This window comes from Saccharothrix isguenensis (genome assembly GCF_052936305.1).
In genome coordinates this window covers 3,067,548-3,087,401 of the sequence record NZ_CP193626.1, presented here as the reverse complement: position 1 = coordinate 3,087,401, position 19,854 = coordinate 3,067,548, and the positions used below count along the sequence as shown (strand labels likewise).

Below are 19,854 nucleotides of genomic sequence, written 5' to 3'. Positions count from 1 at the left end.
GTACGCCTTCGGCGCACCCGCACGCCGTCGCCGGCGAACGTGAGCAGTTCGTCGTGCGGGTACGGCTCGGGGTCGAACACCGCCCGGTTCGGCGGCACTGCCGGCGCGAGCCGGAGGAACTGCTGCGCGGTGAGCAGCGGGTCGGGCGTGCACAGCCGGACCAGGTGCGGCTGCGTGGCCGCGGTGACCACCTCGCGGGCGATCTCAGACAGGTCGCCCGCGGGGCCGGCGGTGTCCGCGAGCCGGGCGACCACGGCGTCGGGCCGTTGTTCGGCGGTTCCGGATGTCGGCGATGATGACCTCGGTGAACAGCCGTTCCTGCGGTGAGGAGTTGCCATGACTGCCGTGACCTCGAAGGACGGCACCACGATCGGGTTCTCGCGGGTCGGCGACGGCCCACCGGTGGTGCTGGTGGACGCCGCGTGCTGCTTCCGCGGCTCCGGCCCGATGCCGGCGGTGGCGGAGGCGTTGACCGGGTACACCGCGTTCACCTACGACCGCCGAGGCCGAGGCGAGAGCACGGACCGCTCGCCGTACGCGATCGAGCGCGAGGTCGAGGACTTGGCCGCGGTGGTCGAGGAGGCCGGCGGGCCGGCGTTCGTCCACGGCTTCTCGTCCGGCGCGGTACTGGCCCTGCACGCCGCCGCGGCCGGGGTGCCCTGGTGGCCGCCGGTCGACGTGGTGACGCGATGATCCGCTTCCAGGTGGCGTGCGGCGTGCCGGAGGAGTTCACGGCCGGGATGCGGGAGTCGCCGAACTGGCCCGTGCTGGAGGCGTTGGCCCACACGACCGCCTACGACTTGACGATCACCGCCACTCCCCCGGACCTGGCGTCGATCGAGGCACCGACGTTGGTGCCGGCCAGCAGCAGCAGCGACGAGCGCCTGCGCGGCTGGGCCGACGGGGTCGCCGAACGGCTGCCGAACGCCCGCCGCCGCACGCTGGACGGCGAGTGGCACGGCATCGCCCCGGACGACCTGGCGCCCGTCCTGACCGAGCACTTCAGCCGCTTCCCCGCCTGACCCGCCGCCCATCCGGGACGCCGGTCCCACCGGGCTCAGTCGGCGAGCACCTGTTCCCGCAGGATGTCGGCGTGCCCGCAGTGGTGGGCCAGTTCCCGCAGGACTTGCAGGTACACCCAGCGAAGCGTGCGCGGTCCGGACCGGTGGCCGGTCACGACGGCGTCCAGCGGCAGGCCCGCGACCGTGGTCCGGGCGGTGGCGCAGGCTTCCCGGTGCGCTGCCGTGACCGAGGCGACGGTGTCGTCGTCGGAGAGCCGGAAGGAGTCGTCCGGCCCCTGCACCAGCCCGAGATCCCGGCGGGACGTGCCACCGACGCACTCCTCGAACCACACCCGCTGCATCCACGTGACGTGCTTGAGCAGTCCGAGCAACGTCGTCGCCGAAGGGACGAGCCGGCGGCGGGCCTGTTCCTCGGTGAGGGAGTCGAGAGTCGCCTCCACGGCACTGCGGTAGTCCTCGATGAACGCGTCGAGCTGCGTTCGCTCGTCGTCCAGCGGCACGTCGAACGAACCCATCGGAGTCCCCCCATCAGACCAACTCCTGCCGACTTGTCCCGCCGGACGCGACCTCGTAGAGCATGACGCCGTCGACCGTGGACGTGGTGAGCAGGCCCCTGTGGACGAGCACGTCCAGGTGCGCGGCGGTCTCACCGGTGGCGAGGACCTGGTTGAACACGTCGAGCTCGGCCAACCGGCGGTGCCGCCGGGTCCAGCCGAGCTTGCGGGCGGTCTCGAAGGCGGTGCCGGTGCCGGACCCCACGGCGTCCAGGGTGGCCGTCAGCCGGTCCTCGTGGTGGGCCAGCAGCTCGTCCACCCGCGCGTGGCTGGACTCGGTGACCGGCCCGTGCGCGGGCAGCAGGCGCAGGTCGGGGAAGTCGCGGACCAGGCGCAGCGAGTCCAGGTAGTCGCCGAGCGGGAGCGCGGGGCGGACTGGTTCGAAGCCGATCGACGGGGTGATGTGCGGCAGCACGTGGTCGCCCGCGAACAGCAGCGACGAGTCGGCGTCGATGAACACGACGTGCCCCCGGGTGTGGCCCGGCGTCGGCAGGACGCGCAGCACGCGCTTCTCCAGGGCCAGGTCGTCGTCGTCGAGCCATTCGTCGGGCTCTTCGTAGTCGCGCAACGCGTCCTCGCCCACGGACGCCATCACGGCCCGCCACTGCTCGGCCAGGTGCGGGGCGCCCCAGGTGGTCAGGTCGCGGGCCTGGCTGTCCCGGCCGCGCGCGATGATCTTGGTCAACGACGGCTGCTCGCCGGCGCCGAGCGCGATCTTCGTGCCGAACCGGCGGCGCAGCGCCACCGCCATCGTGTAGTGGTCGCGGTGGACGTGGGTGACGAGGAAGCGGTGGACGTCCTCGAAGCCGTGCCCGAGGGTGTCCAGGGCCGATTCCAGGGCCGTCTCGCCCGCGTCTAGCGCCCACCCCGAGTCGATCAGCACGAGGCCGTCGCCGTCCTCGATCGCGTACACGTTGACCGTGTGCAGTCCGTCATTGGGCAGCGGCAGCGGTATCCGGTGCACACCGGGCGCGACCTCGAAGACTCCGGGTTCGGTCCACTCCATCCCCGGATACTACTTGTCGGTAGCTTCTTTCAGCTCCGGGTGTTTCTCCAAGTAGCCGCGCACGAACGGGCACTGCGGCACCACGGTCAGCCCTTTGGCGCGAACGTCCTCCAGCGCGTGCCGGACCAGCTTGCTGCCCAGCCCTTCGCCCTCGATCCCGACCTCCGTGTGGGTGAACGTGATGACGCCGTCCGCCAGCGTGTACTCGGCGACGCCACCCAGCTCGCCGTCCAGGCGCACCTCGTAGCGGGACTGCTCCGGGTTCTCGGACACGGACACGTCGGTCACGGTCGGCTCCTGGTCTTCTCGCGGCCCCTGTCCGGGCTTCCCGCGTGCCACGGTAGCCGTGCCGTGCAAGATTGCCGGATGGACGTGTACCTGCTGATCCTGGGCGACCACCTGCCCGATCCCCGCACCGGGACCGTCGTCACCGAGAGCGAGCGGTTGCGGGCGATCGTGGACCAGGCGGTGGTGGCGGAGGAGGCCGGGTTCACCGGGGTCGCGATCGGCGAGCACCACTTCGCCCGGTACATCGTGTCCGCGCCCGAGCTGCTGCTGGCCACCATCGCCGCGCGCACCTCCACGTTGCGGCTGTCCACGGGGGTGACGTTGCTGGCGCACCACGACCCGGTGCGGGTGGCGGAGGAGTTGGCCACGCTGGACGTGCTGTCCGGGGGTCGGGCGGAGCTGATCGTGGCGCGAGGGGTGTCGCAGCGGACGGACGTGGCGTTCGGGGTGCAGGACGACCTGCGGGCGCGGTTCGAGGAGAACCTGCGGCTGCTGCTGCGACTGCTGGAAGAGCCCCGCGTGACGTGGCAGGGCAAGTACCGGAGTCCGCTGGTGGACGTCACCACGACGCCACGCCCGATGCAGCAGCCGCGGCCGTTGGTGTGGATCGGGAGCGGGTCGGCGGTGTCGGCCGACCTGGCGGTCGAGCTGGGCTTGCCGCTGATGCTGCCCAGCACGTTGCGCGAGCCGAGCACGCACCGCTGGGTGGTGGAGCGCTACCGGGCGGCGATCGGCGGTGGCGGCCGGGTGGCGTTGCCGAGCCACGTCTTCGTGGCACCGACGGCTGCCGGGGCACGGGCCGCTTGGCGCCCGCACCTCGCCGCGTACGCGGAGTTCGCCGACCCGTGGCGCGGGGATGGCGACGTGGACGTGGACGCGTTGATGGAGGGCGCGGCGGTGTGCGGGGATCCGGCGGAGGTGACCGAACGGCTGAACGGCCTGACCGAGCTGCTGGGGTTGGACGCGCAGCTGGTGATGGTGGACATCGGCGGCCTGCCGCACCAGGCGGTGCTCGACACGATCCGCCTCTTCGGCCGGGAAGTCCTCCCCAACCTCATCCCCTCCCCCGCCACCGCCGCCCGCCGGCCCGCATCCTGACCACCCACCCCGCGAGTCCTCCACTCCCGCACCGCGAGTCGCGCGTTCACGATCTAGTGGGGGTGGGTAGCCCAGCGGGAAGGAGGTCGTCATGGTTCAGCCTCAACCGCCCCAGCCGAAACCCGTGCCGGTGCCGGAACCGGTGCCGCAACCACCTGGACCTGAGCCCTCACCGGGGACGGAGCCGCCCATCCCGCCCACGCCGGAGCCGCCCACGCCTACGTGACGTGATCGGCGCCCACCTCGCGCAGGACGACCACGGGTCGTGGTGAACGACGTCGAGGGCGCGGAGGAGGTCGCCGCCTCGATCACGTCGACCGGCGGTCGGGCCGTGGCGCACACCGGGTCGGTGGCGGACCCGTCGACCGCTACGGCGCTCGTGGACCTGTGCGCGTCGTCGTTCGGGCAGGTGGACTGCCTGGTCAACAACGCGGGCATCACCCACTTCGGCGAGCCGTGGGTCGACGAGCCGGACGTGCTGCGCTCGGTGGTCGAGGTGAACGTGCTCGGCACCATGTACTGCGGCACGGCGGCGGCGGAGCCGCGTCAGGTGGCGAGTGTGACGCGCTGCCGGCGCAGCGGCACGATCAGCGGGGTCTCGGTCTCCGGGTCGGCGATCACCCGGCACGGCAGGCCGAACACGTCCTCCACCAGCTCGGCGGTCACGATGTCGCTCGGCCTGCCCTGCGCGACGACGCCGACGCCGGGCTTCATGGCGATCAGGTGGGTGGCGTAGCGGCACGCCTGGTTGAGGTCGTGCAGGACGGCCACGAGCGTGTGGTTGCCGTCCTCGTGCAGGTTCGCGCACAGGTCCAGCACCTCGACCTGGTGCGCGATGTCGAGGAACGTGGTCGGCTCGTCCAGCAGCAGGATGGACGTCTGCTGCGCCAGCACCATCGCCAGCCACACCCGTTGCCGCTGCCCACCGGACAGCTCGTCCACCAGCCGGTCCGCCAGGTCGTGCACGCCGGTCAGCCGCATCGCCTCGGCGGTCACCGCTTCGTCCTCCACCGACCACTGCCGCAGCAGCCGCTGGTGCGGGTAACGGCCGCGCGCGACGAGTTCGCCGACGGTGATGCCGCCGGGCGCGATGGACGACTGCGGCAGCAGGCCGAGCCGCCGGGCGACCTCCTTGGACCGGTACGACGAGATCGCCTCCCCGTCCAGGTACACGGTGCCGTGGCGCGGTTTGAGCATGCGCGCCAACGCCTTCAGCACGGTGGACTTGCCGCAGGCGTTGGGGCCCACGATGACCGTGAAAGAGCCGTCCGGGATCTCCACGTCCAGCCCGGACACGACCACGCGCTCGTCGTAGGACAGCGTCAGGTCCGAACCACGCAGTCGTCCGGTTGTCGGCTCCGCCCCGGGCATCGTCACGTCGTGCTCCCCTTCCGCCATTCGTGAGCCAGCAGCCACACCAGGTAGAGCCCGCCGATCGCGCCGGTCGCGATGCCGACCGGCAGCGGGGTCGTCGGGAACAGCCGCTGCACCGCGAAGTCGCTGACGACCAGCAGCAGACCGCCCATCAGCGCGGACGCGGCCAGGCCGGGGCCCGAGGCGGCGGTGAGGCGGCGGGCGAGTTGCGGCGCGGCCAGTGCCACGAACGTGATCGGTCCGGCGGCGGCGGTGGCCACGGCTGCCAGGCCGACGCTCACCGCGAGCAACGCCGGCCGGGTGCGCTCGGCGTTCACGCCCAGGCCGGTCGCGGCGCTGTCGCCCATCTCCAGCAACGCGAGACGTCGTCCCAGGACCAGCGCGCACGGCAGGAGGACGGCGAGCACCGCCGCGACCACCTGCGCCTGGTCCCAGCCCCGGTTGTTCAGGCCGCCGACCAGCCAGGTCTGCGCGACGAGCGCGCTCTCCAGCGTGGCTCGGGTGAGCAGGTAGGAGTTGACCGCGAGCATCATGGCGCTCACGCCGATGCCGATCAGCACCAGCCGGAAACCCTGCACCCCCTGCTTGAAGGCGAGCAGGTAGACGGCGACGGACGTGATCAGGCCGGCGACGGTGGCGCCGAGCGCGGTGGCCGCCATGCCGCCCTGCGCCAGCACGATCACCGCGATCGCGCCGGTGGCCGCGCCCTGGGTGAAGCCGATGATGTCGGGGCTGGCCAACGGGTTGCGGGACAGGCTCTGCAGGATCGCGCCGCTGAGCGCCAGCGCAGCGCCGACGAGCAGTCCGGTGAGCAGGCGCGGCAGGCGCAGGGTGAAGATGACGAACTCGGCGTAGCCGTCGCCTCGGCCGAGGAACGTGGCCAGCACTTCGCCGACGGTCAGCGGGAAGTCGCCGCTGACCATGGTGGCGACGGCGGCGACCACGGTCAGCGCGGCGATGGCCGTGCTGACGAGGACGGCGCGTTCGCTGACCCGGAGCGAGAAGGCGGGGGTCCGGATGGTCTTCACAGCGTGGCCAGCTTCCGCCGCCGGCACAGCGCGATGAACACGGGTGCGCCGATGAACGCGGTGATGATGCCGACCTCCATCTCCTGCGGCGCGATGACCACCCGGCCGACGACGTCGGAGCCGAGCAGCAGGATCGGCGAGAGGACCGCGGCGAACGCCAGCACCCACCGCTGGTCGCTGCCGCCGATCATCCGGGCCACGTGCGGGACGGTGAGGCCGACGAACGAGATCGGTCCGGCGGCGGCGGTCGCGGCGCCCGCCATGAGCGTGACGGCGAGGACGCCGAACGCGCGGATGCGGTTGACGTTCGCGCCGAGCGCCTTGCCGGTGTGGTCGCCGAGGGCCAGCACGTTCAGGCTCCGGGCGAGGAGGAAGGCGATGACGATGCCGGGCACGACGAACAGCGAGATCCGACCGACGAGGCCGAAGTCGCGGCCGGCGAGCGAACCGACGTTCCAGAACCGGAACGAGTCGAACGTGTGGGTGAAGAGCAGCAGGATCGCCGAGACGTAGGCGAAGAGGACGGCGGTCAGCGCCGCGCCGCTGAGCACCAGCCGGTCCGGCGTCGGCGTGCCCCGACCTGCCGCGCCGAGCACGTAGACGACGGTCGCCGTGCCGGCCGCGCCCGCCAGCGCGAACCAGACGTAGCCGAGCGGGCTGGTGATGCCGAAGAACGCGATGGCGGACACGATCGCCGCCGCCGCGCCCATGTTCACGCCGAGCAGGCCGGGATCGGCGAGCGGGTTGCGCGTCAACGCCTGCATGACCGCGCCGGACAGGCCGAGGGCCATGCCGACCAGCACGCCGAGGGCGGCTCGGGGGACGCGGACGTCCCGCACGATCGCGGCGTCGCCGGTGCCGTCGTCGGCGAGGAGGAGGGCGAACGTGTCGGCGAACGGGATGCTCTTGGTGCCGATCCAGAGGCTGAGGAGGATGACGAGGCCCAGCAGTCCGATCGACACCAGCAGGCCGACCCCTCGCACCGCTTCGCGCGACACCCCAACCTCCCGGAAGTTTAGGTAAGGCTAACCGACGCTCGGGCATGTCGGTCGCGGGACGGCGGCACGGTGCGGTTGATCGGGGACGGCGAACCTCTGGCCGACGTCCCCCTTCAGTCGGCCGACCTGGTGGTCGTCCCGTCGATCGCGTGCGCCCACTGCTCCCGGACGCTCAGCCGCGCCCACCGCCGTGAGCCGTGGGGCGACCTGTCGTACGAACCGGTGCACTACGTCCTGTCCCCGCCGGCACGGCTGTTCGGCCCCGAGGACGTCCGGGAGGCGTTCACCGCCCTGAGCCGCTGCACGCGGGGACGTCACGCCGCCCTGGCGTAGTGGCTGTAGACGCGGAAGTCCATCGGCCCGCCCACCGGCGTGTCGGTCTCGACGAAGCTGCGGCCGTCGTGCGTCGCACCGGAAGTCGCCTTGAACGCCTTGGTGACCGCCCGGCCTGCGCGCACGTCACTCAGCGGGATGTTCTCGTCCGAACCCGGGGTGTGCCGGTCGCGGTACGGGTGGGAGACGCGCTCGAACGTCTTGTCCAGGATCGGGCTCGTCGCGGAGGTCGTTATGTGGCTAGCCAACTGATTGTGCGGTAGGTTCACGTGGTCAGCCACATGACTGGGAGGCGATGGTGGAACAGCCGAGCACGGCAGACTCGGGCAGGCTGAGCTACGCGATCTTCACGCTGGCCCGCGCGCATCGCGGCTTCGCCACCGCGCTCCTGCGCGACCTGGGTCTGCACCCCGGCCAGGAACTGCTGCTGATGCGGTTGTTCGACCAGGACGGGCAGACGCAGTCGGAGCTGCTGGACCACGTCGGCCTGGACCACTCGACGGTGTCGAAGTCGCTGCGGCGCATGCAGGAAGCCGGGCTGCTGACCCGCGAACCGAGCGAACGGGATCGCCGGGTGCTGCACGTGTGGCTCACCGACAAGGGCCGTGCGATGCGCGAGCCGTTGACCCGACTGTGGTCCACACTGGAACGCGCTTCCGTGCGCGGCCTGACCCAGGACGAGGTCGACACCTTCATCCGGCTCGCCGGCGCGATCGAACACGCGATCGCCCACCGGCACACCCACCCGAACGAGGAGACGCCACGATGAAAGCCGTTGTGCTGGAACGCTTCGGTGGACCGGAAGAGCTGCACCTGTCCGAAGTGGAGCGCCCCGAGCCCGGCCCCGGGCAGGTTCGCGTCCACGTGCGGACCGCGGGCGTGAACCCGTTCGACGGGAAGGTCCGCTCGGGGTCGATGAAGGCCGTCTTCCCCACGTCGCTGCCGACGATCCTCGGTTCGGAGGTCGCCGGCGTGGTCGACGCGGTCGGTCCGGACGTCACCGGCATCGCGGTCGGGGACGCCGTGTTCGGTTTCGCCGACTCCGGTTCCTACGCCGAGTACGCGGTGGCCTCCTCGGTCGTGCGGAAGCCCGAAGGGCTGTCGTGGGAGCACGCCGTGACGCTGCCCGTGGCCGGTGAGACGGCTGACCGCGTGCTGGGCCTGCTGGACGTCCGGCCCGGTGAGACGTTGCTGGTCCACGGCGCGGCGGGCGGTGTGGGCACGGTGGCGGTGCAGTTGGCCGTGGCGGCCGGCCTGCGGGTCGTCGGCACCGCCGGCCGGGACAACCAGGAGCACGTCGCCGCCCTCGGCGCCACGCCCACCACGTACGGCGATGGCCTGGTCGAACGGGTGCGGGCGTTGGCGCCCGAGGGGATCGACGCGGTGTTCGACGTGGCGGGCAAGGGCGCGCTGCCGGCCTCGATCGAGTTGCGCGGCGGCACGGACCGCATCGTCACCATCGCCGACAACGCGGCCGGCGAACTGGGCGTGGTGTTCACCGGAGGTCCACAGCGGCGGTCCGCCGAGCGCCTGGCCGAACTGGCCGACCTCGCGGTGCACGGCGAGCTCCGCACCACCGTGGCGGCGACGTTCCCGTTGGGCGATGCCGCCGAGGCCCACCGGCTCGGCGACGGCGGCCACGTGCGCGGGAAGATCGTGCTGACGGCGTGAGGTGGACGGCGCCGAACTCGACCGGACCAGGTCGGACGGCCCGGATTCCCGTCGAAGTCGGGGGAACCCGGGACGGCGGGCGGGTTGCGGCTCGTCGCGACCGGGGTCGAGTTCGTGGCGTCGAGGGCGATCGTGGTGCTCGACGCCGGTGTGCTGCTCGCCGTCGGACGTGACCTGCGAGCCGTAGTGCCGACCGAAGTGCCGGAGGTGGACGACACTTCGCGGTTCCACAGCGGGTTGCGCCTGGAGGGTGCCGTCCGCGAGGTCACTGTGGTGGAACGTTGGCGCGGTGCGCCGCTGATCTGCTCGCGCACCATGTGAGACACGCGTTGGCGACGCACTTCGGGTGAACCGAACGACCCCTGGACACCTGGTCACCACTCCCTGTAACACGTTGGTGACAAAGTTACCGGCAGGCGTCCGAGGAGGACCGATGGTGGCACGGGACATGAGTCGACGCGGGTTGCTGCGCAGCGCGGGGGCGGCCGGTGCCGTCGGGGCGGTGTCGGCGCTGTTCGGTACGGTGCCCGCGATGGCCCAGACGTCCCTGACCCCGTTCGACCTGCACTTCGACGTGTCGCACAAGTACCGCCCGTTCGACCTGATCGCACCGCGGTTCGTGCAGTACGACAGCGCCGTCACCCCTCGGGCGACGTCGTCCGACACGCTCGTCAGCACCGGGGTCCGTCCCCGTGCGCCGTTCGGGTCGGTGTTGGTGGAGGTGCAGCGCGCCACGGGTGTCGTGGTGGCCGGGCTGGCGGGCGGCGGCACGTCCGTGCTGGGCACGCTCGACGCGACCACCGGGCGGGCCACGATCGAGGTGACCGTCGGCGGCGCGACCACCGTGGTGAAGTCCGCCGAGGTGCGGGCCATGGCCGGCGCGTTCCGGTTCGCCGTGGTGGTCAACGAGAACGCGGTCACCGTCCTGGTCGACACGACCGGCACGGGCGCGGGGTGGCAGCCGGTGCTGACCGAGCGCGACGGCGTGCGGGCGTTGGTCGACCTGCGGGTTCCCGCAGTCCTGGGTCGGCTCGACTACGCCTACGGCGGGCGCGGCGACGTGCGGCTCGGTCGGGTGCGCGCGGGCTACTTCGGCCAGGCCGGTGTGCGCGATCCGCACGTGGTGCAGCACGCGGACGGCCGGCCGTTCATCCGGGACGGCAAGCTCTACCTGACGCTGACCAACGCCGGGTTGGGCTTCTTCCAACAGGCGCACTGGGCGGTGTGGACGATCGACCTCGCCGACCCGAGCCGGTTGGAGCAGGTCGCGGTGCTGTTCTTCGAACGTGACGGCGTCGTGCTGGGCGACCACGCCGGGCAGATCGTGTACGACGACCGCACCGGCCGGTTCATCCTGTCGATGAGCTCGTGGGGCGACTTCGCGTTCCAGGGCGTCCACATCCGCCACACCACGACCACCGCGAACGTGCTCCAGGGCGTGCACGTCCTGCCCACCACCAGGTTGGCGCTGCCGACCGCCGTCAGTTCCTGGGACCCGGCCATCACCCGCATCAACGGCCGCTGGCACGTGGCGTTCGTGGAGAGCGAGGCGCAGCAGCCCGCGTTCGTGTTCCACCCGGCGCTCGCCGTCGGACCGGTCGGCGCGGACTACTCGGAGTCGTTGCGGCTGGTCGGCGCGGACACCTCGCTGGACCAGACCGAGGGCACGATCATCCAGAAGGTGGGCCGCGAGTGGTACGTCTTCGCCAGTGACGGCGACGCCCGCGAGTACCCCGTGTACGACCTGTCGATGCGCAGGCGGGGAACGCTGGACGCGCCGTACGGCACCAACATCCCGCACCCGATGCTGCTCCAGGTGGGGCGCGAGTGGTGGATGATCACGTTCGACGGCACGCAGTACGCCGAACCGGTGCTCGGCTACGGCGGGCACGGCGACCTCGTCCTGATGCGCAGTCCCGGTCGGTGACCGCAGGACCGCCGACCCCCGCGTTTGGTTAGCTCGTGAGGTGAGCGACTACATCGACGAAGCCCTGAAGGCGTTGGCGGCCGGAGACCGCGATCGGGCGAGGGAGGCGGTGAGCGGCGGCGGAACACCGCTGCTGGACGCGCTGGCCTCGTACTTGGGCGCCGGGCGGGACGGGTCCGTGTACGACCAGCCGGCGGCGTTCGAGGCGTTCATCGACGGTGGGGGCAACATCGGCCTCTACCGGGCGGTGACCTCGGCGCTGGCGGAGGTCTACGCGCGGACCCGGCCGTCCCGCGTGCTGGACGTCGGGTGCGGAGACGGTCGGGCGTTGCGGGCTCTGGCCGCTTCCGACGTGGCCGTCACGTTGGTGGAGCCTTCGGCGGCGCTGCTCGACGCGGCGGTGCGCTCGCTGGACGGGTTCGAGGTGGACGCGCGGCACAGCCGGGTCGAGCCGTTCGCGGCGGAACTGCCCGCGGACGCGGTGTTCGACGTGGCCCAGGCGACGTTCGCCCTGCACGCGGTGCCGCACGAGGTGCGTGACGGTGTGTTGGCGGACCTGGTCGGGCACGTCGGGGTGCTGGCGGTGGTGGAGTTCGACGTGCCCGACCTGGTGCACGGGAGTCCGGAGCACCGGCGGTTCCTGGCGGAGGCCTACGAGCGCGGGTTGGCGGAGTACGACGCCGACCGGACGTTGGTGGCGCAGGGTTTCCTGATGCCGGTGCTGACCGGGCAGCTGGTGCCGGGCGCCACCCGGGCGACCTGGGAGCAGCCCGCGTCGCGGTGGGCCTCCCAGGTGGAACGGGCCGGGTTCACCGATGTCCGGGTCACGCCGCTGCACGACTACTGGTGGTCGCCCGCGTTCCTGCTCACCGCTTCCGGGTCTCCCGCGGAGGCGGCGCGGCGATGACGGCGCGACCCCGCCGCCTCAGTCGACCGCAGGCGCGGTGTCGACGCGCACCGCCCGGGTGGGGGCGGTCACCTGGCTGTTCGGTCCCGCCTCGAACGCCACAGTCCCGGGGCGCGGTTCGTGAGGGCCACGGGTAGCCGGCGACTGCTCATGGCATTCCCTCACGCGGGCCACCGGCGAGCGCGATCCGTCGCCGTTCCGGACGCACAACCCTACGTATGGGGCTGGTGACATCCGGCTACGGCTGGTTCGTTGGGTACGGGAGCCTCCCTGTCACCGGCTCCCGCACTTCCCTGCCCCCAAGGAGACCAACGATGTTCGTACGAAAGGCCGCGTGGGTCGTCGCCGGCGTGCTGGGCCTGCTGCTTCCGCTGGTCGCGGTTGCCGCACCCAGTGCGTCGGCGGACACGCAAGCGCTGGTGCGCACGCTGTACTACGACGTCAGCCAGGCCCAGGAGTTCGCCGCGGACTGGGATCGCGCCGCGGTGAACTGGAACAACTCCGTGTCCAACGTGAAGCTGGCCCGCCGGTCCGCGGGCACGCCGACCAACATCCGCATCTACGCGGACAACGGCTGGCCCCGGGCGTACGTCTCGTCGCTCGGCAACGGCACCGTCTACATGGGACGCCAGGCCGTGCAGCAGGGCTACTACCGGCCCCGGATCGCCACCCACGAGATCGGGCACATCCTCGGGCTGCCGGACCGGCGGACCGGCCTGTGCGCCGACCTGATGTCCGGCTCCAGCGCCCCGATCTCGTGCCGCAACGACCTGCCGAACGCGGCGGAGCGGGCCGAGGTCGACCGCCGGTTCGCGGGCACGCGGACGGCCGGTGCCGACGTGCGTGCGGCCGGTTTCACGGGCAGCAGCACGGAGTGCTTCGTGTACTGACCGCGTCAGGAGGCCTCGTGGGGTGGGTTCTCCACCCCACGAGGCCGTACGACCGACGCGGCCCACCACCGACAAGACTCACGGGCGCAGTGCGACTCACGGGCACAGTCGCTGTCGCGGCACACCGGGGAAGTACCGCGCCCAGTCGACCCGGTCCTCGTCCGCGCCGCGCCACTCGCAGGTGTCAGCCAGCAGCCGCCGGTCGTCGAGGTCGAACCGCAGCAGGTCGCCCTGCTGGTCGGAGACCACCAGCTCACGCTCGTCCGGTCGGTAGCGCGAGAAGTCCACGGTGGCCGGGTGCCCCTCGATCGACGCCACCTGGCGGGGCGCTCCCGGAGCGGTGATGTCCCACACCTGCACCAACTCCGGTCGGCCGTGGATCAACAGCGCCCGGTTGTCGGCGGCGAAGCCGACGGTCGGCTCGGACAGTGGCAGGTCCTCCAGGTGGGCCACGTGCCGGGGAGCCGACGGGTCGGCGACGTCGAGCACGTCGACGATCTTGGTGGTCTCGTTCACCACGGCCAGCGCCCTGCCGTCCGGGCTGAACACCGCGCGCACCTGGCCTTCCTCGATCAGCAGCGGGCCGGCGGGTGTCACCGGACCCGCCGGGTCGACGTGCCAGAGCTCCACGTAGCGCTGCAAGTAGTCGGGGCCCAGCCGCACGGTCGCCGCGACCCGGCCGTCGCCCCGCAGCGCGACGCTCTCGACCCGCTCACCGGGCAACCGGACCTCGGTGACCGCGCCGTCGTCGCCCCACCGCCACAGCGAGGCGACCCCGGTGCCGGACAACACGTTCTCCGGGTGGTCGAAGCGCTGGGGCTCGTGGCGCTCGCCGACGCCCGCCAGCACCGAGCCGGAGCGGCTCATCGTCTGGACGATCACCTGCTGGAGCGTGGCGACCAGGCGCGGCTCGTCCGGGTCGGCGATGCTCCACACCCTCGTGGGGCCCCGGTCGCTCTCCAGCAGGAAGACGCCGCTGTCGCCGCTGATCAGGGCGACCCGGCCCTCGGCCGGCACGTCGGCACGGCGCCGGGCCGTCCCGTCGTCGACCTCGACCTGCCACACCGTGAACGACCGCGCCTCCGGTTCCGTGGAGATCGCGACGTCGCCCTCCGGCGCCACCGACAGCCGTCGCCACGGTGGTCGCAGGATCAACTCCGCGGCGTTCATCCCGGCCCACGCCACCCGCACCGCGTTGAGCGCTTCGGCGGTCGGCGACACCCGGTAGGCGGTGAGCGCGAGCCGGACCGCGTCGCCGGGTCGGTCCGGCAGCAGGCGCAGGGCGGCATCGGCGGCCCGCAGCGACAGGGCGCTGTTGCGTTGCAGGTCCGCGCTGTTCTCGGCGACCGCGGCGTAGCCGGCGGTGCCGGCCAGGACCACCGCCAGGCCCACGAGGAGCGCGACGTACTGCTTGAGCCGGCGGGTGCGTCGGCGTTCGACCGCGTGCCGGGAGTTCTCGGCGGCCTCGGAGGCGTCGAGGAAGTCCTGTTCACGGCTGGAGAGCCGGTCACGGAGGACGCGTGCCTGCTCCAGGCGCGCGCCCCGGTACAGCCCGTCGGGATCGCGGCCGTGCGCCTCCCACGTGTCGACGGCATCGGTCAGCTCGCGGTGCCGCCGCAGCACGTCCCGGTCGTGCGCGATCCAGCCCCGCAGCCGCGGCCAGGCTTGGATCAACGCCTCGTGGGTGAGCTCCACGGTGTCGTCGTCGAGGGTGATCAGCCGGGCCCGCGCCAGTCGGTCCAACAGCGCCTGGTCGACCTCCAGCTCGTGCCGCCGCACCCGCCGCCGGGTGTCCTCGGTGCCGTCACCGAGGGCGATGAGCCGCAGCAGGACCGACCGCGCGTCGCGTCGCCCCCCGGGGGACAGCGCGCCGAAGACTTCTTCAGCGGTGCGGGCGATGGCGTGCTCGACCCCGCCCGCCTGCTCGTACCCGGCCAGCGACAGGGTCATGCCCCGCCGCCGCAACCACGTCTCGACCAGGGCGTGGGACACCAGCGGGAGGGCGGACGCCCGCCCGGTCACGTCGGCGACCAGCCTGACCACCAGCGCGGTCTCGACGGTCGCGCCCGCTCCCGCCGCGGGTCCGGTGATCGCGAGCCGCAGTTCGTCGGCCGACATCGGGCCGACCAGCACCTGGCTGCCGTGCAGCGCGGGCGGCAACTCGGGGTGCCTGCCGCAGTGCCCGTAGAAGTCGGCGCGGACGCCGATCACCACCCGCACGCGGCTGTTGTCCGCGTTCGCGGCGAGGGTCAGCGCCCGCACCAACCACTCACGGTCCGCCGCGGCGCACTGGGTGAAGACCTCCTCGAACTGGTCCACCACGAGCAGGAGGTCCCGCTCCGCCATGGCCTTGCGGATCCACAGGTGCAGATTCCCCGGCGCCGCCGCGAGGTCCGCCTTCACCGCCACCGGCGACTCACCGGTCAGCCCGGCGAGCGCGACCGCGCACTCCTCCACCGGGTCGCGCCCCGGGGTGATGATGACGACCGGATCGTCGCTGCGCGCCGCCAGGCCGGCCCGCAGCAAGGACGACTTGCCCGAGCCGGACGCGCCGAACACGCCGGTGAACCGCCGCCGGCGCACCAGGTCCACCAGGGTCGCGGTGAGCGCCTCCCGGCCGAAGAACCGATCGGCGTCGCCGGTCTGGAAACTCGCCAGCCCGACGTAGGGCGTATCGCCCGGGATCGAGGGCGGGGCGTCGGCCGCGGCGATCCCGGACCACCGCGCACGCCATTCGTCGACATCACCGCCGCAGGCGCGGACGAATGCCAACGTCACCGCCAGACTGGGCAGCTTTCGACCCGCGGTCGCCGCGGACAGCGCCGCCGCCGAGTAGTTCGCGCGCCGACCCAATTCCCGGTAGGTCGGCCGGCCCGCCTTGTCCCGCAGCCGGCGGAGGTCACCGGCGAAGCTCAGCAGGACCGTTCCCTCCGACGCCAAAGGGGTTTCCCGTCGCGGCACCGCATCCACCCTTCGACATGACCGGTTGTCCACACAATGCTGTTCACCGGATCGATGCCGACACTGAACAAACCCGGGCGCACTAGCGTCAACACCTCCGAGCCCCGGACCGACGAATTCCACACCGCCGGGTATTCGCCGCCACCCAGATTCCGTCGAACGACCGATCGAGGTGCGTGCCGGGTTTTCCGAGTCGAACGACCACGGAGGTAATCGTGTCCGGTTCCGGATCGAGATCCAGAACGGTGGCCTGGCAGGCCGCCGCGATCGTGGTGGGGCTGCTCGCCGCCTCCACCGGCGCCACCGCCTCTCCCCCGGCGTCCGCCGTACCCGACCAGGGTCAGGGGCGCGGCCAGGACGTCGGCGGCCACGCGGTCACCCTGGTCACGGGTGACCGCGTCCAGCTCGACGGCGACCGGGTCGTCTCCGTCACCCCGGGCGCCGGTCGCGGGAGCACCACCTTCCAGACGTTCCAGCGCGGCGGCCACGTGCACGTCGTCCCGCGAGACGCGATCCGCCCGCTGGCCGAGGGCAGGCTCGACCTGAGGCTGTTCGACGTCACCGGTCTGGTCGCGGCGGGCTACGACGACGCCCGCCGTGACGGCGTGCCACTCATCGTGACGCGTTCCGGCGACCGGTCGCCGCGGGTGTCGACGCTGCGGATCACCCGCGACCTCTCCACCGTGGCCTCCGTCGCGGCGGAGGCGCCCAAGGCCACCGCGGCGGCCGGTTGGCCGTCGCTGCTCGCCGACCCCGGCGTGGCCAAGGTGTGGCTGGACGGCGTGCGGAAGCCGACGCTGGACCGCAGCACCGCGCAGATCGGCGCGCCGGCGGCCTGGGCCGCCGGGTACACCGGCGCCGGGGTGATCGTCGCCGTGGTGGACACCGGTGTGGACGGGAACCACCCGGACCTGGCCGGACGGGAGATCGCCGAGCACAACTTCACCGCCGACCCCGATGCCGCTGACCTGATCGGCCACGGCACCCACATCGGCGCGACCATCGCGAGCCGCGGCACGCCGTACCGAGGGGTCGCGCCGGATGTGCGGTTGCTCGACGCCAAGGTGTGCGGCGAGAGCGACGGGTGCCGGGAGTCCTCGATCCTGGAAGGCCTGCGCTGGTCCGCCGAGCAGGGCGCGGACGTGGTCAACGTGAGCCTGGGCGGCACGGACACCGAGGAGGTCGACCTCCTGGAGGAGGCGGTCGACACCCTGTCCGCGCGCCACGGCACGCTGTTCGTCGTCTCGGCGGGCAACAGCGGCAGCGGTTCGGAGACCGTCGGCTCGCCCGCGAGCGCCGACGCCGCGCTGGCCGTGGGGGCGGTCGAGCGGAACGACGACATCGCGTCCTTCTCCAGCCGTGGTCCCAGGGTCGGGGACGGCGCGGTCAAACCGGAGATCACCGCGCCCGGCGTGGACGTCGTCGCGGCGAAGTCGGCGAACGGCGTCATCGGCACACCCGTGGGTGACCGGCACGTGGCGCTGTCCGGCACCTCCATGGCGACCCCGCACGTGGTGGGAGCGGCGGCCGTGCTCGCGCAGCAGCACCCGGAGTGGACCGGCGCGCAGCTCAAGGCCGCGCTGATGGCGTCGGCGAAGCCCAACCCGGCCCTGACCGTGTTCGACCAGGGCGCGGGCCGCGTCGACCTGGCCGAGGCGATCACCACGACGCTCACCAGCGACCCTGCGAGCGTCGGTCTCGGTGCGCACCTGTGGCCGCACGACGACGACGTCCCGGTCAGCGAGCAACTGGCCTACCGCAACGCCGGCACCGCCCCGGTGACGCTCAACCTGCGCGTCGAGGCCACCGGGCCGGACGGGGAGCCGACCCGCGTCTTCAGCGTCGACCCGGCCACCGTCACGGTGCCCGCGGGCGGCGAGGCGAAGGTGACCGTCACCGGTGACGCCGGGCTCGGCGCCGTCGACGGCGCCTACTCCGGATCGCTCGTCGCGACGGCGGACGCGGAGGTCCTGCGCACACCGCTGGGCCTGTACCGCGAGGTCGAGAGCTACGACGTGACGTTCACCCACCTCGACCGGGCCGGCAACCCCGAGCCGCACTTCCTCACGCTCGTCTTCGGCCTCTCCAACGACCGGTCGAGATTCCTCAGCGGCACGGACGGCACCGTCACCACCCGGCTGCCGAAGGGCGACTACCACGCGCTGTCCGACATGCACGCGACGGGAGCCGACAACACGGTGCTGATCCGACCGCACCTGGAGGTCGCCGGCGACACCGCGGTCACGTTCGACGCGCGGACGGCGAAACCCGTGCGGATCACCCCGCCCGACCCGTCCGCCACCACCGGCCTGGCCTTCGTGCTGATCAACAGGACGTACCAGGGTGCGCAGGACTCCCTGAGAGGCTTGTACCCGTCCGGCTTCCCGGCGGGGATGGCGATCGGTCACGCGGGGCCGGAGGTGCCCGCGGACGAGGTGTCGGTGATGGTCGGCACGGAGTTCCACGGCGCGCCGGTCGGCGCCACGCCGGTGTCGTACCGGTTGTCGTGGGTGGAGCAGGGCCGGGCGCCCACCGGTTTCGTGCGCGCTCCCGCCAAGGGTGAGCTGGCCGAGGTGCGGAGCCGGTTCGGACCGGGTCTGCCGGGCAAGCAGTACACGCACGGCGGCAACGCGCGCCTGCCCGGTGGCCTGCTGGGTGGCATCGCGGGGATGCGCCCGGTGGCCCCGCTCGGCAGCGCGATCGACTACGTGACGGGCGACGTCCAGTGGGAGTGGACGTTCTACCAGGAGAACGCGGCCGGACCCGAGGCGCTGCTGCTCTCGACGCCCGAGGTCCACCGTCCTGGTCGGTCGTACCGGAAGTCGTTCAACGATCCGGTGTTCGGGATCTCGGCGCCGGCATCGCCCGACGCCTACCTGTCCCGCCGGGGTGACGAGATCACCGCCGGCCTGTGGCTGTTCGGCGACCGCGCGGGCAACCTGGGCGACTCGATGGTCGAGAAGGCGCGCACGACGCTGTTCCGCGACGGGGAGCAGGTCGGCGAGACGCCGCTGACCGGTTTCGGCCGGTTCCCCGTGCCGGCGGGGCCGGCCGAGTACCGGCTGGAGAGCGAGGCGGTGCGTTCCGCCGCCCTCTCGCCGTTCGCCACGAGGGTGAGCGGCGCGTGGACGTTCCGCTCGGGCACCGTCCCCGGCGGCGAGGTCCGACCGCTGCCGCTGTCGGTCGTCCGGTTCACGCCGGAGCTGGACGACAGCGGCGCGGCTCCGGCCGGTCGAGTCCTCCCGGTGCCCCTGGTGGTCGAGCAGCAGCGAGGTGCGGACAACGGCCGGATCGACCGGATCGACGTCGAGGTGTCGTTCGACGACGGCACGACGTGGTCGAAGGCGCCCGTCGTCGGCCGCACCGCTCTGGTCCGCAACACCGGTCAGTCCGGCGCGTGGGCCTCGTTGCGGATCGGCGCGACCGACAGCAAGGGCAACACGGTGCGCCAGACGGTGATCCACGCCTACCGGATCGCCTGAACCGGGTCATCCGCGTGACGGCGCCTCGTGGGGTTGGTGGGACGACCCCACGAGGCGCCCGGGACAACCACGCTCCGCCGACCGGTCGGATGGCGTGGACGCGGTGGAGACGGTGCGGGAGGAGGAAGCCAAGGCGCACCGCCACTCCGCGTCGACCTGGAGGACCACGGCGTGGTGCGACTCCCGCGGTCCCTCCGGTCACGCGATGCCGGCGAAAACTGAGCCGGGTGCAGGTCAGGGCTCAATGCCACCGACGCACCGAACACCGCCCTGGCGTTGGAGTTCCACCTCTCGTGGTCAATCGGTCCCCCTGCC

Annotated in this window: 20 protein-coding genes and 1 pseudogene; 13 read left to right on the top strand and 8 right to left on the bottom strand. The window is 72.4% G+C overall.

Annotation, left to right across the window (positions count from 1 at the left end):
* The first annotated feature begins 53 nt into the window (after positions 1-53).
* Genes ACRAKI_RS14545 through ACRAKI_RS14535 form a run of 3 tightly spaced genes read left to right on the top strand, consistent with a single transcriptional unit; the run spans position 54 to position 1,022 of the window.
* Complete coding sequence (locus ACRAKI_RS14545; RefSeq protein ID WP_447007608.1) at positions 54-296, top strand: hypothetical protein; 243 nt, start codon at positions 54-56, stop codon at positions 294-296.
* Between the two features lie 40 nt (positions 297-336).
* Positions 337-693: an alpha/beta fold hydrolase gene (locus ACRAKI_RS14540; protein WP_447007607.1), complete on the top strand. Its 357-nt coding sequence runs from the start codon at positions 337-339 to the stop codon at positions 691-693.
* Positions 690-1,022 carry an alpha/beta fold hydrolase gene (locus tag ACRAKI_RS14535; protein WP_447007606.1) on the top strand — a complete coding sequence of 111 codons (333 nt, stop codon included), beginning with the start codon at positions 690-692 and terminating at the stop codon, positions 1,020-1,022. The genes ACRAKI_RS14540 and ACRAKI_RS14535 overlap by 4 nt, the downstream gene beginning before the upstream one ends.
* 35 nt (positions 1,023-1,057) lie before the next feature.
* Here the strand turns inward: ACRAKI_RS14535 and ACRAKI_RS14530 are convergent, their stop codons facing one another.
* From ACRAKI_RS14530 to ACRAKI_RS14520, 3 genes are read right to left on the bottom strand one after another with little or no spacing between them, the layout of a single operon-like run.
* The gene (locus tag ACRAKI_RS14530) at positions 1,058-1,537 is read right to left on the bottom strand and encodes a DinB family protein (protein ID WP_447007605.1); all 480 of its coding nucleotides are present in this window, start codon (positions 1,535-1,537) and stop codon (positions 1,058-1,060) included.
* A gap of 13 nt (positions 1,538-1,550) precedes the next feature.
* Complete coding sequence (locus ACRAKI_RS14525) at positions 1,551-2,582, bottom strand: MBL fold metallo-hydrolase (protein ID WP_447007604.1); 1,032 nt, start codon at positions 2,580-2,582, stop codon at positions 1,551-1,553.
* A 9-nt stretch (positions 2,583-2,591) separates the two neighbouring features.
* Entirely contained in the window at positions 2,592-2,870 is a 279-nt protein-coding gene (locus ACRAKI_RS14520; protein WP_447007603.1) for a GNAT family N-acetyltransferase, read from the bottom strand.
* Positions 2,871-2,948: 78 nt separating this feature from the next.
* On the opposite strand from ACRAKI_RS14520, the gene ACRAKI_RS14515 reads away from it, so the two are divergent.
* Both ACRAKI_RS14515 and ACRAKI_RS14510 read left to right on the top strand, forming a co-directional pair.
* Positions 2,949-3,968 carry an LLM class flavin-dependent oxidoreductase gene (locus ACRAKI_RS14515; RefSeq protein WP_447007602.1) on the top strand — a complete coding sequence of 340 codons (1,020 nt, stop codon included), beginning with the start codon at positions 2,949-2,951 and terminating at the stop codon, positions 3,966-3,968.
* A gap of 265 nt (positions 3,969-4,233) precedes the next feature.
* Positions 4,234-4,449 (top strand): annotated as a pseudogene (locus tag ACRAKI_RS14510) (SDR family NAD(P)-dependent oxidoreductase); the annotation flags it as partial.
* Positions 4,450-4,514: 65 nt separating this feature from the next.
* On the opposite strand, the gene ACRAKI_RS14505 reads toward ACRAKI_RS14510, so the two are convergent.
* Genes ACRAKI_RS14505 through ACRAKI_RS14495 form a run of 3 tightly spaced genes read right to left on the bottom strand, consistent with a single transcriptional unit; the run spans position 4,515 to position 7,368 of the window.
* Complete coding sequence (locus tag ACRAKI_RS14505; RefSeq protein ID WP_447008422.1) at positions 4,515-5,339, bottom strand: ABC transporter ATP-binding protein; 825 nt, start codon at positions 5,337-5,339, stop codon at positions 4,515-4,517.
* Positions 5,340-5,341: 2 nt separating this feature from the next.
* Positions 5,342-6,370 (bottom strand): FecCD family ABC transporter permease, encoded by a 1,029-nt coding sequence (locus ACRAKI_RS14500; RefSeq protein WP_447007601.1) that lies wholly within the window; start codon positions 6,368-6,370, stop codon positions 5,342-5,344.
* The gene (locus tag ACRAKI_RS14495) at positions 6,367-7,368 is read right to left on the bottom strand and encodes a FecCD family ABC transporter permease (protein WP_447007600.1); all 1,002 of its coding nucleotides are present in this window, start codon (positions 7,366-7,368) and stop codon (positions 6,367-6,369) included. Before ACRAKI_RS14495 ends, ACRAKI_RS14500 begins: the two co-directional genes overlap by 4 nt.
* A gap of 69 nt (positions 7,369-7,437) precedes the next feature.
* Between ACRAKI_RS14495 and ACRAKI_RS14490 the strand changes: the two genes are divergently transcribed.
* The gene (locus tag ACRAKI_RS14490; protein WP_447007599.1) at positions 7,438-7,701 is read left to right on the top strand and encodes a hypothetical protein; all 264 of its coding nucleotides are present in this window, start codon (positions 7,438-7,440) and stop codon (positions 7,699-7,701) included.
* On the opposite strand, the gene ACRAKI_RS14485 is transcribed toward ACRAKI_RS14490, so the two are convergent.
* Entirely contained in the window at positions 7,683-7,949 is a 267-nt protein-coding gene (locus ACRAKI_RS14485) for a hypothetical protein (protein ID WP_447007598.1), read from the bottom strand. The genes ACRAKI_RS14490 and ACRAKI_RS14485 overlap by 19 nt on opposite strands.
* 47 nt (positions 7,950-7,996) lie before the next feature.
* Between ACRAKI_RS14485 and ACRAKI_RS14480 the strand changes: the two genes are divergently transcribed.
* The 6 genes from ACRAKI_RS14480 to ACRAKI_RS14455 all read left to right on the top strand — a co-directional run bounded on the left by ACRAKI_RS14480 (position 7,997) and on the right by ACRAKI_RS14455 (position 13,096).
* On the top strand, positions 7,997-8,470 hold the full coding sequence (locus tag ACRAKI_RS14480) for a MarR family winged helix-turn-helix transcriptional regulator (RefSeq protein ID WP_447007597.1): 474 nt from the start codon (positions 7,997-7,999) through the stop codon (positions 8,468-8,470).
* Entirely contained in the window at positions 8,467-9,372 is a 906-nt protein-coding gene (locus tag ACRAKI_RS14475; protein ID WP_447007596.1) for an NADP-dependent oxidoreductase, read from the top strand. Before ACRAKI_RS14480 ends, ACRAKI_RS14475 begins: the two co-directional genes overlap by 4 nt.
* Positions 9,373-9,456: 84 nt before the next feature.
* Entirely contained in the window at positions 9,457-9,693 is a 237-nt protein-coding gene (locus tag ACRAKI_RS14470) for a hypothetical protein (RefSeq protein ID WP_447007595.1), read from the top strand.
* Between the two features lie 112 nt (positions 9,694-9,805).
* On the top strand, positions 9,806-11,299 hold the full coding sequence (locus ACRAKI_RS14465; protein WP_447007594.1) for a hypothetical protein: 1,494 nt from the start codon (positions 9,806-9,808) through the stop codon (positions 11,297-11,299).
* Between the two features lie 40 nt (positions 11,300-11,339).
* The gene (locus ACRAKI_RS14460; RefSeq protein WP_447007593.1) at positions 11,340-12,206 is read left to right on the top strand and encodes a class I SAM-dependent methyltransferase; all 867 of its coding nucleotides are present in this window, start codon (positions 11,340-11,342) and stop codon (positions 12,204-12,206) included.
* A 314-nt stretch (positions 12,207-12,520) separates the two neighbouring features.
* A complete protein-coding gene (locus tag ACRAKI_RS14455) occupies positions 12,521-13,096 on the top strand; it encodes a snapalysin family zinc-dependent metalloprotease (protein WP_447007592.1) in 576 nt (191 codons plus the stop codon).
* Positions 13,097-13,192: 96 nt separating this feature from the next.
* On the opposite strand, the gene ACRAKI_RS14450 is transcribed toward ACRAKI_RS14455, so the two are convergent.
* Positions 13,193-16,057: an nSTAND1 domain-containing NTPase gene (locus ACRAKI_RS14450; protein WP_447007591.1), complete on the bottom strand. Its 2,865-nt coding sequence runs from the start codon at positions 16,055-16,057 to the stop codon at positions 13,193-13,195.
* A gap of 245 nt (positions 16,058-16,302) precedes the next feature.
* Between ACRAKI_RS14450 and ACRAKI_RS14445 the strand changes: the two genes are divergently transcribed.
* Positions 16,303-19,539: a S8 family peptidase gene (locus ACRAKI_RS14445; protein WP_447007590.1), complete on the top strand. Its 3,237-nt coding sequence runs from the start codon at positions 16,303-16,305 to the stop codon at positions 19,537-19,539.
* The last annotated feature ends 315 nt before the right edge of the window (positions 19,540-19,854 follow it).